Below are 17,044 nucleotides of genomic sequence, written 5' to 3' on the forward strand. Positions count from 1 at the left end.
ATGCGCCGCGGGGGAGTGGACGCCGAAACGGCCGATCCGGTCGATGATCCCGTCGACCCGGACGAGACCGGCCGGCCCGACGACGCGGCCCGCTGGGCCCGGCTCCGGCGCGGTCGCCGGGAGCCCTGGTGGATCCGGGTCCGGGAGTCGCGGCGGGCGCGCATCGGCGTGGCCGCCGGGGTCGTGGTCACGCTGGCGCTCGGCCTGGTCGCCTATTTCTCGCCGCTGCTGGCGGTGCGCACGGTGCGCGTCGACGGCCTGTCGGTGGTGACCGAGGCACAGGTCCTCGACGCCCTCGACATGCCGGCGGGGCGGTCCATGCTCCGCATCGACACCACCGAGCTGGCGCAGCGGGTGGCGCGGCTGCCCAAGGTGCACTCGGTGCGGGTGCAGCGGGTGTTCCCGTCCTCGGTGCGGCTGACGGTGGTCGAACGCACACCGGTGCTCTACTTCGAGGCACCCGACGGCGCCCATCTGATCGATTCCGAGAGCGTGGAATTCGCCATCGAACCGGCCCCGATCGGAGTACCGAAATTGGTCACCGAAACTCCCGGCGGCAACGATCCCGCCACCCGTGCGGCCGTCACCGTGATCAATGCGGTCCCGGTATCACTGCGGCTCGAGGTGGGAGCGATTGTGGCGAGATCGGTTTCGGACATTCAGCTCGAGCTACGCGACGGACGGCGCGTGCTGTGGGGTGGAGCAGGCGATTCCGAGCGCAAGGCGGCGGTGGTGATACCGCTGCTGACACGCGACGGCGAGGTGTTCGACATTTCGAGTCCGAATCTCGTCACGGTAAAGTGAACGATACCCTTTGGGACACCGAAATTTTCGGTGGTCATCCGGAGCGCTTCCGGCTGCCATCCCGGCACCGGAGAGCAACCGTCCACGATACGATGCGAGGCGGGTCGGACGAGTGGGATCACGCAAGATTCTGAATCTCGTTTCGGCGCGCCTGCGCGCGTAACGCGGTGGCTGCGAATAGCGTTCCGCAACAGTCGGATACTTGACATAACGCTAAACCTATGGTTGAGGCTTTATCAGACCGAGACCTTTCGGTACTGGCTTACGGCGAGCATCCGAAGACACCAAGCTTGTTGGATCGAAGGAAGGCGAGAGTCCATGACGCCCCCGCACAACTACCTTGCAGTGATCAAGGTCGTCGGTATCGGCGGCGGCGGCGTGAACGCCGTCAATCGAATGATCGAACAGGGACTCAAGGGAGTCGAGTTCATCGCGGTCAACACCGACGCGCAAGCGCTGTTGATGTCGGACGCGGACGTCAAGCTCGATGTCGGCCGGGAACTCACCCGCGGCCTCGGCGCGGGCGCGGACCCCGAGGTGGGCCGCAAGGCCGCCGAGGACCACAAGGACGAGATCGAGGAGGTCCTCAAGGGGGCCGACATGGTCTTCGTGACCGCCGGTGAGGGCGGCGGCACCGGCACCGGCGGCGCGCCGGTGGTGGCGAGCATCGCCCGCAAGCTGGGCGCGCTCACCATCGGTGTGGTCACGCGGCCGTTCTCCTTCGAGGGCAAGCGCCGCTCCAACCAGGCCGAGGCGGGCATCCAGGCGCTGCGCGAATCCTGCGACACCCTCATCGTCATCCCCAACGACCGGCTGCTGCAGCTGGGCGATGCGGCGGTCTCGCTCATGGACGCCTTCCGCTCGGCCGACGAGGTGCTGCTCAACGGTGTGCAGGGCATCACCGACCTGATCACCACCCCCGGTCTGATCAATGTCGACTTCGCCGACGTCAAGAGCGTCATGTCCGGGGCGGGCAGTGCGCTCATGGGCATCGGCTCGGCGCGGGGTGAGGGGCGTTCGGTGAAAGCGGCCGAGGCCGCCATCAACTCACCGCTGCTGGAGGCGTCCATGGACGGCGCGCACGGGGTGCTGCTGTCCATCGCCGGTGGTTCGGATCTGGGCCTGTTCGAGATCAACGAGGCCGCCTCGCTGGTGCAGGAGGCCGCGCACATCGAGGCCAACATCATCTTCGGCACGGTCATCGACGACTCCCTCGGCGACGAGGTACGGGTCACGGTCATCGCCGCGGGCTTCGACGGCACCGGCCCCGCCCGGCGCATCGAATCCACCATCACCCGGACCGCCACCTCCACCATCGGCTCCGCCCGGGCGGGCGATGTGGCCCCGTCCACCTCCCGCACCTCCGACTACGGTTCGGCCCGCACCCCCGACCCGGTGCGCCCCGACCCCACCCCGGCCCCGGAACAACCGGTCTCCCGCGGCCCGGCCCCCTCCTACGGCTCGCCCCGCCCCTCCTCGATCGACCCGACGGTGGCGCACAACCCCCGCTCCCACATCCAGCCGTCCGACGACGACACCGACGACGACGTGGACGTCCCCTCGTTCATGCGCCGCTGACCCACCACCGCTGACGCACCACCGCTGACGCACCACCGCTGACGCACCACCGCTGACGCACCACCGCTGACGCACCGGTGCCCGCACAGGGGCCGGTGCGTCGGTGCGTTCGGGGGCGTGGCGGCGGTGCACAACCCCCGCTCGCGTATCCAGCCGTCCGACGACGACGTGGGCGTCGCTGTGTTGCTGCGTCGTTGACCCAACCCACCACCGTCGACGCACCTACCTGTGCAGGGGGCCGGTGCGTCGGTGCGTTCGGGGGCGCGGTGATGTTCACGCGCGGTGTCGGTGCGTTCGGGTCGCGGCGAGCGGCCGTGGTGCGCGTCCGGAGTTCGGCAGCCGAACCTTGCACGGCGCTACTCACCCGACCCGGGTGACCACGCGGACTTCCGGATCGGTCGCCACGCCGAGCCGTCGACCCTCTCGTGGGCACCGCCTCCGCTGCCGCGGAGAGTTCGCAGATTGGTGTGTCGCAACCAGGGTCGGCCGGTGCGACGGACGTGATCGAGTCGGCGGCGACAGCGTGTCCGTGCCGGTGAGGGCCGATTGCCGCGGGCACGGTGCGCCGATACCCGCCGCTGCTGTGCCTCGACGGCTGCGGCGCAGCTGTGCCGCGAACGGTCGTGTCGCAGCGTGCCGCGACGGGCCGCAGCGCCGGTCGCCGCATCGTCGGGCGGCGTGGCGCGCCGTGCCGGTGGCGGCGGAGGCGGACGTGGTCCGCGTGTCGCGGCCTGCTAGCCTGGCCCGTCGTTGGGTTGCCAGCGGGTAACGGATTCGATGCGCGGTGCTCGCCGCATGCGGGAGGAGCTTCATGATCAGCACGGTGGGACGGACTGCTCGCTGCGCGATTGCGGTCGCGGCGGTGGGATCTTTCGCCTCCGCCGGGATTGCCCAGGCATCGCCGGGGGTGGAGTTGACCGCCGCGCAGAATCTGGTCGCCAATCCCGCGTTCACCGAGGGAGCCCGGGGCTGGGAGGGGCACATCTACAACGCCCACCTCGGCGGCGGCACCGCCACCGTGCGCGACAGCGGGTACGTGGGCCAGGACGTCCCCGTCGTCAAGGGTGCCGAGTACACCTTCTCGGTGCGGGTCGGCGCGGCCGACGGCGGCGGAGTGCTGGCGTTGGCCCTGGACTCGGCCACCAGCGTGGCCTACGTGAGCCGCGACGTCACCGCCACCGCCCCCACCACCGTCACCCAGACCTTCACCGCCGTCGGCGACACCGCCTACATCGCCTGCCAGGCCACCCGCGGCCCCGGCGGCTGGTGCGGCGACTTCAGCGTCGTCGCCACCGGCAACACCGGCGGCGGCAGCGGTTCCGCCTCCGGCTCGGCGGGCAGCTCCTCCGGTTCCTCGGGTTCGGCCGGCGGCTCCGCGGGCTGACCGGCAGGCCCGCGGCTGACCGGTATCCGGCCCCCCAGACGAAGTTCGCCCAACTCCCGGCACATCGCTGCTGATTTCTCTCGCGTCGGCACACCGCCGCCGACGTGTCGTGTCGGTCCAGCACGGTTGACCCGCACTGTCGGGCGCGTGATCGCTGACTGTCGCGTCGGCGCGTTCTGCTCGCAGACCTGTCAGCTCGGCAGCTCGTCCGGTGACAGCGCCCGCCGGTGGCGCGATCGGACGCGATGTGTTCGTGGTGCCATCATCCAGCCGGTATGTGGCCGCCGGGTTGCCGGTTCACTGACCCTGGAGTGCGTGTTGTCCGTGGACCGGTGGGCGCACTTGCCAGCTTCCGCTCGCACCACCCGGTCCGCCTGAGAGTTCGCGCAGGACCGAGCGTGGCCGAGAGCCGCACGCTGTGGGGCGGCGGGCGTTCGGTCCCGGTGTCGCGTGTCACGTGATGGTCCGCACGCGGCCGCTGGCGCGGGTTGCCCGGTGGTGGCCATTACCCTCGGAGGCATGACTTCTGCTGCACCGGTACTGCGTACTCGGCGGGTGACGACGACACGGGCGGGCGGGTTCTCGAAGGCCCCGTACGACTCGTTCAATCTCGGGGATCATGTCGGCGACGATCCGGAGGCGGTGCGACGCAATCGGTTGCGGCTGGCCGAGAACCTCGGGCTGGCGCCGGAGCGGTTGATCTGGATGGAGCAGATCCACGGGCGCACCGTCACGGTGGTGGACGGGCCGCGCACCGACGCCGTGCCCGCGACCGACGCCCTGGTCACCACGCAGCCGGATCTGGCGCTGGTGGTGCTGACCGCCGACTGTGTCCCGGTGCTGCTGTCGGATGACGAGGCGGGGGTGATCGCGGCCGTGCACGCGGGCCGCATCGGCGCGCGCATCGGCATCGTGCCGCGGGTGCTCGAGGCCATGTACGAACTCGGCGCGAAACCCGAACGCATCGGCGCGTTCCTGGGTCCGGCTGCCAGCGGACGCCGGTACGAGGTGCCCGCCACCATGCGCGCCGACGTCGAGGAGCATCTGCCGGGCAGCGCCACCACTACCGCCAAGGGCACCCCGGGCCTGGATCTGCGCGCGGGCATCCGGCGGCAGTTGGAGGCGGCCGGGGTCGGCGCCGTCGCGGTGGACCCGCGCTGCACCATCGAGGACGACACGCTGTTCTCGCACCGTCGCGGCGCGCCGACCGGCCGAATCGCCGGTGTGATTTGGATGTCATCCGAGGGAGCGGCGGCATGACCTCCGAATCGTCCACCGCCGCAATGGGTATCGAAACCGACGGCGAGACGCGCGTCACGGCGCGCACCGCCGAACTGTCGGCCAACCTCACCACCCTGACCGAGCGCATCGACGCAGCATGCCGGGTGGCCGGGCGGGAACCCGACACCGTACGCTTACTCCCCGTAACTAAATTCTTTCCGGCCTCGGATATCGAAATCCTCTATGGGCTCGGCCGCCGCGAATTCGGCGAATCCCGAGAACAGGAGGCCAGCGAGAAAGTGGCCCAGTTGCGCCACCTGTCGCACGTGCGCTGGGAATTCATCGGGCGTCTCCAGCGCAACAAAGCGAAACACGTTGCACGCTGGGCAAATACCGTCTATTCGGTCGATTCGGACAGGTTGGCGACCGCACTCGACACCGCCGTCACCGCCGCCCTCGAGGCGGGCGATCGCGACACACCCCTGCGCGTCCTGCTGCAAGTCAGCCTGGACGCCGACCCCACCCGCGGCGGCGTCGCCCCCGACGATCTCCCGGCCCTCGCCGACCGGATCGAGGAATCGGCATCGTTGCAGCTCGCGGGCCTGATGGCGATTCCGCCGCTGGGCACCGATCCGGCCGCCGAATTCGCCCGCCTAGCCGACCTGCACGGCCGCCTGCTGGCGACACATCCCCAGGCCAGGGAGCTGTCGGCGGGGATGTCAAACGATTTGGAGGCCGCCATCGCCCACGGATCGACCTGCGTGCGTGTCGGTACCGCGTTGATGGGCGCGCGACCGATAACCTCGCCTTAGCAAAGAAACCTCATCAGTCACATTTGAAACATATGCTTGTGAAGGACGAGGGACTGAGCAGTACTTCAACACCCCAGGCCAGTCGGGGCCGAAGGAAGGTCGACCGGTATGAGCGAGCGTAGCGAGCGAATGATCGACGCAGCCACGAGCGTGCTCGTGCTGGAGCCGAGCGCTAGCGAGGTGGAGGCAGTGAGCGAGCGTAGCGAGCGAGCCGTTGACGCAGCCACGAGCGTGCTCGTGCTGGAGCCGAGCGCTAGCGAGGTGGAGGCATGAGCACGCTGCACAAGTTCAAGGCGTACTTCGGCATGGTTCCGCTCGAGGATTACGAGGACGACTACGTCGACGACCGCGGGGGACACCGGGGTGGCCTCGACGAGCGTGGTGCGCGTCGGCCGCGTCCCCGGGAATACGACCGCGACTACGACCGGTACGCCGACGACCGCTACGACGACGAGCCCGCTTACCCCGAGCCGTCCTACAAGGCCCCGTACCAGCCGGGCTACAGCGTGGCGCGTCGCGATGACTACGCCGACGACTACGCGGACGACCGGTACGAGCCGCCGCGCCGTCCCACCCGCATCGACACCGCCCCGTCCAGCCGCACCCGCAGCCTGGGCGGCGGTGCGCCGATGGTGCGCGGCGCGACCCGCGGTGCGCTGGCGGTGGACACGGAGGCCGAGCGGCGCATGGAAGAGCTGCGGATGGAGGAGCGCCGCATCGAGACCGCGCCGCCGCGCCGGTCCGGGCTCTTCGAGGAAGGCGGCCCCTTGTCCAAGATCACGACGCTGCGTCCGCGCACCTACGCCGAGGCTGCCATCATCGGTGAGCGTTTCCGCGACGGCACCCCGGTGATCATGGACCTGGTCGAGATGAGCAACTCCGACGCCCGCCGCCTGGTCGACTTCGCCGCCGGGCTGGCCTTCGCGCTGCGTGGCTCGTTCGACAAGGTCGCGACCAAGGTGTTCCTGCTCTCACCGGCCGATGTGGACGTATCGGCCGAGGAGCGTCGGCGCATCGCCGAAACCGGTTTCTACAACCAGAAATAACGACCCGATCCGGGTGCGGCCGCACCGCCGCACCCTGCGGGGACACGCCGTGCACGGGGGAGGGCGCGCCGATCCGAGCGGCGCGTATGTTTTGCGGGACACCGATTCTGAGGCAGAGTGAACACGTGGCCCTGATCGCGGTGTTGAACCTAGTCCTGCTCCTGTTCTGGCTGCTGCTGATCAGCCGCGTCATCGTGGAGTTCATCCACGTGTTCGCGCGTGATTGGCGCCCCAGCGGCTTCCTCGCCGTCATCTTCGAGGTGATCTTCACGATCACGGATCCACCGGTGAAACTCCTGAGGCGTTTGATACCGCCAGTGAATCTTGGGGGAATTCGGCTCGATCTGTCGATTATGGTCCTGCTTTTTGTCGTCTTCTTCCTCTACTCGCTCACGGCCACTGGCGGCACCGCGTAGCTGAGATGTGACAGAATGGGCCGAGAAGAAAGCTTGTCTGATCTAGTGCTAGATCTCCGTACGAAGCGTGAAGGGATCCTTCCATGCCGCTGACCCCAGCCGATGTGCACAACGTCGCGTTCAGCAAACCACCGATCGGGAAGCGCGGCTACAACGAGGACGAAGTCGACGCCTTCCTCGATCTGGTCGAGCAGGAGCTCTCACGCCTCATCGAAGAGAACGCCGATCTGCGCCAGCGGGTCGCCGAGCTCGACGCGGAACTCGCTGACGCCAAGAAGAATCGGGGCCCGGTCGCGGCCGTGAAGCAGGCTCCCGCGCCGGAGCCCCCCAAGCCCGCCCCGGCTCCGGCCCCCGCGCCCATGCCGGCTCCCGCGCCCGCCGCCAAGGACGCGCCCTCCGCGGACGCGAATCTGCAAGCGGCCAAGGTGCTCTCGCTGGCCCAGGAGATGGCCGATCGGCTCACCTCCGATGCCAAGACCGAGGCCGAGCAGTTGCTGGCGAACGCCAGAACCAATTCCGAGCGCCTGGTCAGCGATGCACGTACCCGCTCCGAGTCGATGATCGCCGACGCCCGCCAGAAGGCCGAGGCCATGCTGTCGGACGCGCAGACCCGCTCCGACAATCAGCTGCGCCAGGCCAAGGAGAAGGCCGACGGCCTGCAGGCCGACGCCGAGCGCAAGCACACCGAGATCATGGCCACCATCACCCAGCAGCGCAGTGTGCTGGAGAGTCGGATCGAGCAGCTCAAGACCTTCGAACGCGAGTACCGGGTGCGGCTGAAGTCCTACCTGGAATCGCAGCTCGAGGAGCTGGAGAACCGTGGGTCCGCGGTGCCGGTCGACGGTGGCGAGTTCGGCGAGGGCGCGTCCGGCAACGGTGCACTGCTCAAGGGCGGCAAGTAAAGCCGTCGCGACGACGTCCCCCGGTGCTGCGCCGCACGGCCCGCACGGGCCGGGTGGCCACGGGCCGGGTGACACAGCGCAGCGACACCACCGTTTCGGAATTCGCGGTCAGACCAGGGGGTGCCCGTGCTCGTGGTGACGCTCGGCCTCGCGGCGGTCGGATTCGGACTGCTGGTCGCCGCCCTGACCACCGGTTCCGTGGTGTGGGCATGGGCCTGCATCGTGGTCTGTGTGATCGGCGCGGTGCTCCTGCTGGTCAGTGCGCTGTCCATGCGCTCCGACGAGGACGAGACCCAGTCCCGGCCAGGCGGTAAGCACGCCAGACACTAGAGCGCGGGTCCGCGGAATAATCCCTGGACCGCGCTCGCTAGACTTGACACTGCACTACGGCGTCGATCCGGCAATCACCGGGGAGCCTTCGGAAGAACGGCGGCCGCGGCCGCTCAGTAGAACCGAACGGGTGAGCCCGTCACAGCTCGCAACGAGAGGTTCGGCCGTCCCGATCGGGACGCCGCCGGACAAGCGGGGTGGTACCGCGGTGAGAGCGCACCGAGCGCTCGTCGTCGTCCCCGTGCCCCAGGTGATGGCACGAGGAGAGACGGAGCCCGCGATGGCGGACGAGGCCCCTGTAGACAACCCCGCTGTGGACCCCACAGTCACCCGGAACGCGTATCCCCGCGTCGACCTGGGCCGCACCGGCGGCCAGGTGTCCTTCCCCGATCTGGAGCAGCGCGTCCTGGAGTACTGGGCCGCCGACGACACCTTCCGCGCCAGCATCGAGAACCGTTCCGATGCACCGGAATTCGTCTTCTATGACGGGCCCCCCTTCGCCAATGGGTTGCCGCATTACGGACATCTGCTCACCGGCTATGTCAAGGATTTGATCCCGCGCTTCCAAACCATGCGCGGAAAGAAGGTCGAGCGCCGATTCGGATGGGATACTCACGGCCTGCCCGCGGAAATCGAAGCGGAGAAGCAGCTCGGTATCACGGACAAATCACAGATCGATGCCATGGGCTTGGCGGAATTCAATGCCGCGTGCAAGTCCTCGGTACTTCGCTACACCAATGAGTGGCGCAACTATGTGACGCGTCAGGCCCGCTGGGTCGACTTCGACAACGACTACAAGACCCTCGATCTCGACTTCATGGAGTCGGTCATGTGGGCCTTCAAGGCGTTGTACGACAAGGGGCTCATCTATCAGGGCTTCCGGGTGCTGCCCTACAGCTGGTATGAGCAGACGCCGCTGTCGAACCAGGAGACCCGCCTCGACGACGCCTACAAGATGCGGCAGGATCCGGCGGTCACCGTGGATATGGTGCTGTCGGTGCCCGCGGACCATCCGCTGCACGAACTGGACGGCGCGAACGCCCTGATCTGGACCACCACGCCCTGGACGCTGCCGTCCAACCTGGCGATCGCCGTCCACCCCGACGTCACCTACACCCACGTCAAGGGCAAGGACGGCAAGCGCTACCTGCTTGCCGCCGAACGGGTTTCGCACTACGCGCGCGAGCTGGGCGAGGAGGCCGACGGCTTCGAGGTGCTCGGCGAGCAGCTCGGCGCCGCCCTGGTCGACCTGCGCTACCAGCCGCCGTTCGACTTCTTCGTCGGCCACCCGAACGCGCACCGGGTGCTGACCGCCGATTACGTGACCACCGACTCCGGCACCGGCATCGTGCACCTCGCGCCCGCCTTCGGTGAGGAGGATATGGACGTCGCGTCGGCGGCGGGCATCGAACTGGTGCAGCCCCTCGACGCGGGCGGCAAGTTCACCTCCATGGTGCCGCCGTACGAGGGCCTCATGGTCTTCGACGCCAACCCGGTGATCATCAAGGACCTCAAGGCCACCGGAAAGCTGTTGCGGCACGAGACCATCGAGCACTCCTACCCGCACAGCTGGCGGTCCGGGCAGCCGCTCATCTACATGGCGGTGCCGTCCTGGTTCGTGGCCGTCACCAAGTTCCGCGACCGCATGGTGGAGCTCAACCAGGAGATCACCTGGGTGCCCGAGCACATCCGCGACGGCCAGTTCGGCAAATGGCTCGAGGGTGCGCGCGACTGGAACATCAGCCGCAACCGGTACTGGGGTTCGCCCATCCCGGTGTGGGTCTCCGACGATCCGGCCTATCCGCGGGTGGACGTGTACGGCTCGCTCGACGAGCTGGAGCGCGACTTCGGCGTGCGCCCGACCGATCTGCACCGGCCCATGATCGACGACCTGGTGCGCCCGAATCCCGATGACCCGACCGGGAAGTCGATGATGCGGCGCACCCCCGAGGTGCTCGACTGCTGGTTCGAGTCCGGCTCCATGCCGTTCGCGCAGGTGCACTACCCGTTCGAGAACAAGGACTGGTTCGACGGCACCGCGACCGCTGAGTCCACGGCCGGCACCGCCGCCGAGTCCACGGGCGCCGTCGGCCACAACCCGGGCGATTTCATCGTCGAGTACAACGGCCAGACCCGCGGCTGGTTCTACACCCTGCACGTGCTGGCCACCGCGCTGTTCGACCGTCCGGCCTTCAAAACCGTTGCGGCGCACGGCATCGTGCTCGGCGACGACGGGCTCAAGATGTCCAAGTCCAAGGGCAACTACCCGAATGTCAACGAGGTGTTCGACCGCGACGGCTCCGATGCCATGCGCTGGTTCCTCATGGCCTCGCCCATCCTGCGCGGCGGCAACCTCATCGTCACCGAGCGCGGGATCCGCGAGGGGGTCGGCCATGCGCTGCGCCCGCTCTGGAACGCCTGGACCTTCCTGCAGCTCTACGCCTCGAAACCCGGTACCTGGCGCACGGATTCAACGCATGTGCTGGACCGCTACATCCTGGCCAAGCTGGCCCGCACCCGCGAGGTCATGACCGAGGCGCTGGAGGTCTACGACATCGCCGGGGCCTGTGACGAACTGCGCTCCTTCGCGGACGCGCTCACCAACTGGTATGTGCGCCGGTCGCGTTCGCGCTTCTGGGAGGAGGACCGCGATGCCATCGACACCCTGCACACCGTGCTGGAGGTGACCACCCGGCTGGCGGCCCCGCTGCTGCCGCTGATCACCGAGGTGATCTGGCGCGGCCTCACCGGCGGCCGCTCGGTGCACCTGGCCGACTGGCCGGGGGAGACCGAGCTGCCCGCCGACCCGGAGTTGGTCGCGGCCATGGACGAGGTGCGCGCGGTGTGCTCGACGGTGCTGAGCCTGCGCAAGGCCCAGAATCTGCGGGTGCGGCTGCCGCTCTCGGAGGTCACCGTGGCGGCCGAGGACGCGGAGCGGCTCACCCCGTTCACCGATCTGATCGCCGACGAGGTGAATGTCAAGAAGGTCGATCTCACCACCGATGTGGCCGCGCACGGCCGCTTCGAACTGGTGGTCAACGCCCGTGCCGCCGGTCCGCGCCTGGGCAAGGACGTGCAGACCGTCATCAAGGCGGTCAAGGCGGGCGAGTGGACCGAATCGGCCGACGGCGTGGTGAGCGCCGCGGGCATCACCCTGCTGCCCGAGGAGTACACCCAGCGCCTGGTCGCCGCCGAGCCGGACTCCACCGCCGCCCTGCCCGGCAATGCCGGTCTGGTGGTGCTGAATTCGGCGGTCACCGAGGAACTGGAGGCCGAGGGTTGGGCCCGCGACCTCATCCGCGACCTGCAGGAGACCCGCAAGGCCAAGGGCCTCGACGTCTCCGACCGCATCGCCGTGGTGCTGGAGGTGCCCGCCGAGCGGCAGGAGTGGGCGCGGACCCACCGCGATCTCATCGCCGGGGAAATCCTCGCCACCTCGCTGAGTTTCGACGCGGCGGGCGCGGATGCCAGCGAGATCGTGGGCGGCGTGCGGGTGTCGATCACCAAGGCGTGATCGCCCGCGAGCGCTAGGCGAACTCGGGGCGGAGCCGAACGGCTCCGCCCCGAGGTGAGTGGTCCGGCGGCGGTGGCGGCTCGGTGTTTCGAGGTGGGTGGTCGGCGGCGGTGGCGGCTCGGTGTTCCGAGCCGACTGGTCGGGCCGCGGTGTGGCTGAACGGTCGAGTCGCCTCGTCGGCCGGGCTCTCGGTGCCGTTCGGCCTGGCCCGCCTGACAGTTCGACGTGATGATCGTCGCGTCGTGGATCTCCGCCGGTCGCGCTGGCGTTGCTCCGGGCCGGGGCGGTATCCGCGACAGGTTGTGCGCAAAGGTCCGTGTGCCCGCTGGAATGAGGTGCGACCGGGGTCACTATCCTCTCGTATGCGCTGGTAGCGGTATTGCCCGGGCGCTGCTGGACGGTAGCTGTGGTTTGCCGAATCCGCGTCCCGGGTACCCGGTTATTTCGTGTGCGCCGTGCCCTCACGGCGCGGAAACGATATACGCCAATTCGCGGGGGAGAGGAGCTGGCATGACTAGCCGCGATCCGGAACCCAGACAACAGCGCCGTTCGGTGGCCGCGGCCGCCATGGGCAATGCCACCGAATGGTTCGACTACGGCGTCTACGCCGCGGCGGCCACCTACATCACGGCCGCGTTCTTTCCCGGAGACCTCGGAGTGCTGGGCACCATGCTCGGCTTCGCGGTCTCCTTCATGTTGCGCCCGCTGGGCGGCATGGTGTGGGGTCCGCTCGGTGACCGCATCGGCCGAAAAGCGGTCCTGGCCACCACGATTCTGCTCATGGCCGCCGCCACCGGCCTGATCGGCCTGCTGCCGACCCACGCCACCGCCGGGGTGCTGGCCCCCATCCTGCTCATCTCCCTGCGCGTGGTGCAGGGCTTCTCCACCGGCGGCGAGTACGGCGGTGCGGCGACCTATCTCGCGGAGTCCTGCGAGGACCGCCGCCGCGGCTTCCTCGGCAGCTTCCTGGAGTTCGGCACCCTCGGCGGTTTCGTGGGCGGTTCGGCGGTGGTGCTGGCCTGCCAGCTCGCGCTGGGGTCGGACGCCATGTACGAGTGGGGCTGGCGCATTCCGTTCCTGCTGGCCGTGCCGCTCGGCCTGATCGGCTGGTATCTGCGCACCAAGCTGGACGAGTCCCCGGTGTTCACCGAGGTGCAGGAGCAGGAGCATCCGCGCACCGGCCTGCGCGTGCTGCTGCGGGACTACCGGCGTGAGCTGCTGACCCTGGGCGGCCTGGTGATCGCGCTGAACGTGGTGAACTACACGCTGCTCACCTACCAGCCGACCTATCTCGAGAACACCATCGGCGTCGACGAGTCGACCACCACGGCCATGATGCTGATCGGCCAGCTGATCATGATGGTGTCGCTGCCCTTCTTCGGCCATCTCTCCGACCGGGTCGGACGGCGGCCGATGTGGCTGGTGTCGCTGCTGAGCCTGGCGGTGCTCGCCATTCCGATGTACTGGCTGATGGGGCAGGGCATCGTCTGGGCCGTCATCGGCTTCGTGGTGCTGGGGCTGCTGTATCTGCCGCAGCTGGCGACGATCACCGCGACCTTCCCGGCCATCTTCCCGACCCATGTCCGCTATGCGGGATTCGCTCTCGGCTACAACGTGTCCACGGCGATCTTCGGCGGTACCGCGCCTCTGGTGAACGAGGCCGTGATCGAGGGCACCGGCTGGACGCTGTTCCCCGCGCTCTACATGGTGGGCGCGTGTCTGGTCGGCCTGGTGGCCTGGGCCTTCCTGCGGGAGACGGTGGGCGCGTCGCTGCGCGGCACCGAGGTGCCCGAGACCGACGCCGTGCCCGCGGTTCCGGCCCGGGTGGCGGCCGCGCCGTCGGCCTGATCGGCATCCGGGGTGGGCGTCCGTCGCGGCGATCACCCCGGGTTTCCGGCGTTCCGGTGTGGTTACCCGGCTATCGGAGGTGGCGATATGGCCTGTGGACCGAAGTTCGCTGTGACCGTCCGGTACGGAGGCGCCGACCAGGCGGGCAGCAATGGCGATGTGTATGTGCGGCTCGGGGATACCGGGGGCGCGACGGGTGAGGCGGCGGTGCATCTGCCCGGCGATCCCACTCAGATCGGGCGTGAGCAGACATTCCACATCGACTACGGCACCGCGCTCGACGATCTCACCGAGCTGTGGGTGCGCGTCGACTCCGAGGAGTCGACCTGGACGCTGGCGGCCATCGACTGGTTCCAGGTGGAGGATCTCGATACTCATACGCTGTGGCAGAGCACGCCGGTTCCCGAGACCGAGCAGGGTTTCGCCGCCGCGGTGGTACCCGAGGAGACCGGCAGTGCCGATACGGTGCTGACCCGCGGATTCCAATTGCACCGGGAGCCGTCCGCCCGTTACCGGATCACCCTGGAGACCGGGCGGGAACCCGGTGCGGGCACCACCGGCAGCATTCTGGTCCGGCTGCTCGGCCATACCGACTGCCATTTGGTGTGGCTGCCGCTGAACGGGCCCACGGAGGATCTGGAGAGCGGCGCGCGTCGCCGCTACGGCCCGTATACGTACATCGCGCACGATCCGCCGACCGACCTCGAGGTCCGGCTCGGGGGGATGAGCGCCGACTCCGACCGCTGGCAGTTGCTGCGGGTGGCCGTGGAGGACACCGCCACCGGCCGCACCTGGGTGGCGGAACCGGACACCTGGTTCGACTGGACCTCGCCGCAGCAGACATTTCCGCTGTCGGAGAAGGACTAGCTCGGAGAAGGACTGGACGGAGCGGCACCCGGCGGAGCTGGACTCGGCCGAGCAGGACTCGGCCGAGCAGGGCGCAGCGGCGCGGGATCCCGGATAGCTCGCCGGTCGTGCGTGATGTGTCGGCGGGGCGCTACTCGACGACGAGTTCGACCGGGATATTGCCCTGGGTGGCGTGCGAGTACGGGCACACCTGGTGGGTGGCCTCGACCAGCGCCCGCCCGGATTCGTTGTGCAGATGTTCGGGCAGTTCCACCCGCAGCACCACCGACAGGCTGAAGCCGCCGCCCTCGCGGCTGTTGAGTCCGACCTCCGCGGTGACGGCGGCCTCGTCGGCGTCCAGCTTCATGCGCTTGGCGACCAGCTGCAGCGCGCTGGCGAAGCACGCCGAGTAGCCCGCGGCGAAGAGCTGTTCGGGATTGGTGCCCGCGCCGTCGCCGCCCAGCGCCTTGGGGCGGGCCAGGGTGAGGTCGAGGATGCCGTCATCGCTGTAGGAACGGCCTTCGCGGCCGACCGAGGTGGCGACGGCGGTGTACATGGGAGCCATGGAGTCCTCCTAGACAGACTTGTCTGTTCACTTCGATGGCCAGAGTAGACAGATCTGTCTGCTATCGTCAAGGGTATGAGTGCCGCCCGCGATCGACTCCTGGACACCGCCACGCGGCTGTTCTATGCCGAGGGCGTCCATACCGTGGGCATCGACCGGATCATTGCCGAGGCGGGTATCGCCAAGGCCACCTTCTACCGGCACTTCCGCACCAAGGACGATCTGGTGGTGGCCTATCTGGCGCGTGAGTACGAGCGCCAGCGCGCCGTGCTGGAAGCCGTGCCCGACTCCGGAATGGCCGCTGTCACCGTGATTTTCGAGCGGCTCGGCGAGCTGAGCTGTGCGCCCGGCTTCCGCGGCTGCCCCTTCCTCAACGCGGCCGTGGAATTCCCGGACCCCGCGCACGCCGTGCGCGCGGTGGTGGCCGACTACCGGGACTGGTTCCGGCGGCTGGTGCGCGAGCGGTTGGCGGCGGCCGGGCACGACGACCCGGACACCGCCGCCCACTATCTGCTGCTGGTGCGCGACGGCGTGGCCCTCAGTGGCGGTCTCGGCGATCCGGCGACGGTCCGCGCCGGCGTGGAGACCGCCCTGGCGCAGCTCAGGACTCGGGTAGCTCCAACCCCCGCGCCAGCACCGGCCACGACCGCTTGAGCGCGTCCTCCCAGTAGCCCCAGGAGTGCGTACCCCGAGGTGGCAAATCGGCGGTTACCGGGATGTCCAGCTGCCGCAGCCGGTCCACCAGACTGCGGGTGCACCAGTCGGTCGCGGCCTCGATGATGCCGCCGACCACCAGCTGCTGGATCAGTCCGCCGTCATTGGGGCCGAGACTGCGGATATCGCCGGGGGTGTCGCGCGGTCCGGGCAGACCGGTGCCGTTGAACAGGTACAGCTCCAGACCGCGCAGACCCTCGGCGTGCACGTAGGGGTCGTTGGCCACCCACATCGGGTCGTCGGGCGGGCCGTACATGTTGTGCACGTCGCCGCCGCCCGCCGCGACCACCAATTTGACGAACTGCTGGCCGATTCGGTCGCTGATGCGGGCGCAACCGCTGTAGGCCGCCACCGCGCGGTACAGGCCGGGTGCGGCGATGGGCAGCTGCAGAACGCTGGTGCCGGACATGGACATTCCGGCGATGGCGCGAATCTCGTTGGTGCCCAGAGCGCCGTCGATGAGGGGCGGCAGCTCCTCGGTGAGGAAGGTGCGCCACATATTGGTGCCGAGCTGGGGATCCGGTGCGCGCCAATCGGTGTAGTAGGTGAAGCCGCCGCCGACGATCTGCACCACGTTCACGTTCTTGTCGGCGAAGAATTCGGTCGCGTCGGTATTGCGTCGCCACGTGGCCGTATCCTGGCCGCCCCCAGCGCCGTTGAGCAGGTACAGCACCGGCCGGGGCACCGAGGGGTCGGCGGGACGCTGCACCTCCACCACCACGTCGCGGTCCATGGCGGCCGAGTGCACGGTGAGGGTGATGTTGCGGGCGTCGCGGACGCGGTACGAGGAGATGGTGGAGCCGTCCGCGGAAACCGGTGTGGCCATGAGGGTTCCGGTGGTGGTGACCGGGTCGGGCGGTGGCCCCGCCGCGGCAGGGCCCGGCGTGCCGGGCAGTGCGCAGGCGAAAACCACTGTCAGCGCGAGCAGTAGCGCTCGCGCCCTGATACGACGAGTCAACTCAGGGCCCCTGTGGTAGCTGGCGGATGCGGACTCCCGGACCCCCGCGGGACGCCGAAATGCTACTTATGCCCCGATTTCCATGGGGGTGCAATGTCACATTCCG

General features: G+C 68.8%; 16 protein-coding genes. 14 read left to right on the forward strand and 2 right to left on the reverse strand.

Going from position 1 to position 17,044, the window contains the following annotated elements; all coding sequences use genetic code 11:
* The 13 genes from QJS31_RS36120 (at position 1) to QJS31_RS36180 (ending at position 14,722) form a co-directional block, all read left to right on the forward strand.
* Entirely contained in the window at positions 1 to 804 is an 804-nt protein-coding gene (locus QJS31_RS36120; protein ID WP_282785732.1) for a cell division protein FtsQ/DivIB, read from the forward strand.
* A gap of 318 nt (positions 805 to 1,122) precedes the next feature.
* Positions 1,123 to 2,382 (forward strand): cell division protein FtsZ, encoded by a 1,260-nt coding sequence (gene ftsZ, locus QJS31_RS36125; protein ID WP_282785731.1) that lies wholly within the window; start codon positions 1,123 to 1,125, stop codon positions 2,380 to 2,382.
* A gap of 811 nt (positions 2,383 to 3,193) precedes the next feature.
* A complete protein-coding gene (locus QJS31_RS36130; protein WP_306358909.1) occupies positions 3,194 to 3,766 on the forward strand; it encodes a hypothetical protein in 573 nt (190 codons plus the stop codon).
* 519 nt (positions 3,767 to 4,285) lie between these two features.
* Positions 4,286 to 5,026 carry a peptidoglycan editing factor PgeF gene (gene pgeF, locus QJS31_RS36135; protein ID WP_282785152.1) on the forward strand — a complete coding sequence of 247 codons (741 nt, stop codon included), beginning with the start codon at positions 4,286 to 4,288 and terminating at the stop codon, positions 5,024 to 5,026.
* Positions 5,027 to 5,049: 23 nt separating this feature from the next.
* Entirely contained in the window at positions 5,050 to 5,799 is a 750-nt protein-coding gene (locus QJS31_RS36140; RefSeq protein ID WP_282785156.1) for a YggS family pyridoxal phosphate-dependent enzyme, read from the forward strand.
* Between the two features lie 108 nt (positions 5,800 to 5,907).
* Entirely contained in the window at positions 5,908 to 6,072 is a 165-nt protein-coding gene (locus QJS31_RS36145; protein ID WP_282785153.1) for a hypothetical protein, read from the forward strand.
* Positions 6,069 to 6,845: a cell division protein SepF gene (locus tag QJS31_RS36150; protein WP_029929282.1), complete on the forward strand. Its 777-nt coding sequence runs from the start codon at positions 6,069 to 6,071 to the stop codon at positions 6,843 to 6,845. Before QJS31_RS36145 ends, QJS31_RS36150 begins: the two co-directional genes overlap by 4 nt.
* Before the next feature lie 125 nt (positions 6,846 to 6,970).
* Complete coding sequence (locus QJS31_RS36155) at positions 6,971 to 7,261, forward strand: YggT family protein (protein ID WP_029929281.1); 291 nt, start codon at positions 6,971 to 6,973, stop codon at positions 7,259 to 7,261.
* 83 nt (positions 7,262 to 7,344) lie between these two features.
* Positions 7,345 to 8,163, forward strand: coding sequence for a DivIVA domain-containing protein (locus QJS31_RS36160; protein ID WP_039812462.1), 819 nt, complete (start codon positions 7,345 to 7,347; stop codon positions 8,161 to 8,163).
* A 126-nt stretch (positions 8,164 to 8,289) separates the two neighbouring features.
* The gene (locus QJS31_RS36165) at positions 8,290 to 8,493 is read left to right on the forward strand and encodes a hypothetical protein (protein ID WP_282785154.1); all 204 of its coding nucleotides are present in this window, start codon (positions 8,290 to 8,292) and stop codon (positions 8,491 to 8,493) included.
* 280 nt (positions 8,494 to 8,773) lie between these two features.
* Positions 8,774 to 12,007 carry an isoleucine--tRNA ligase gene (ileS, locus tag QJS31_RS36170; RefSeq protein ID WP_372341690.1) on the forward strand — a complete coding sequence of 1,078 codons (3,234 nt, stop codon included), beginning with the start codon at positions 8,774 to 8,776 and terminating at the stop codon, positions 12,005 to 12,007.
* Positions 12,008 to 12,517: 510 nt separating this feature from the next.
* Positions 12,518 to 13,855, forward strand: a complete 1,338-nt coding sequence (locus QJS31_RS36175; protein WP_282785419.1) for an MFS transporter — start codon at positions 12,518 to 12,520, stop codon at positions 13,853 to 13,855.
* Between the two features lie 87 nt (positions 13,856 to 13,942).
* A complete protein-coding gene (locus QJS31_RS36180) occupies positions 13,943 to 14,722 on the forward strand; it encodes a hypothetical protein (protein ID WP_282785420.1) in 780 nt (259 codons plus the stop codon).
* Between the two features lie 130 nt (positions 14,723 to 14,852).
* Here QJS31_RS36180 and QJS31_RS36185 read toward each other — a convergent pair whose 3' ends face one another.
* Positions 14,853 to 15,266: an organic hydroperoxide resistance protein gene (locus QJS31_RS36185; protein WP_029929268.1), complete on the reverse strand. Its 414-nt coding sequence runs from the start codon at positions 15,264 to 15,266 to the stop codon at positions 14,853 to 14,855.
* A 75-nt stretch (positions 15,267 to 15,341) separates the two neighbouring features.
* Between QJS31_RS36185 and QJS31_RS36190 the strand changes: the two genes are divergently transcribed.
* Positions 15,342 to 15,920, forward strand: coding sequence for a TetR/AcrR family transcriptional regulator (locus tag QJS31_RS36190; protein ID WP_282785421.1), 579 nt, complete (start codon positions 15,342 to 15,344; stop codon positions 15,918 to 15,920).
* Here QJS31_RS36190 and QJS31_RS36195 read toward each other — a convergent pair.
* Positions 15,868 to 16,938, reverse strand: a complete 1,071-nt coding sequence (locus tag QJS31_RS36195) for an alpha/beta hydrolase family protein (protein ID WP_306358911.1) — start codon at positions 16,936 to 16,938, stop codon at positions 15,868 to 15,870. The two genes, QJS31_RS36190 and QJS31_RS36195, sit on opposite strands and share 53 nt — an antisense overlap.
* Positions 16,939 to 17,044 lie beyond the last annotated feature (106 nt).

The sequence above is a fragment of the Nocardia sp. CC213A genome (assembly GCF_030766805.1).
In the GTDB taxonomy this organism is placed as follows: domain Bacteria; phylum Actinomycetota; class Actinomycetes; order Mycobacteriales; family Mycobacteriaceae; genus Nocardia; species Nocardia otitidiscaviarum.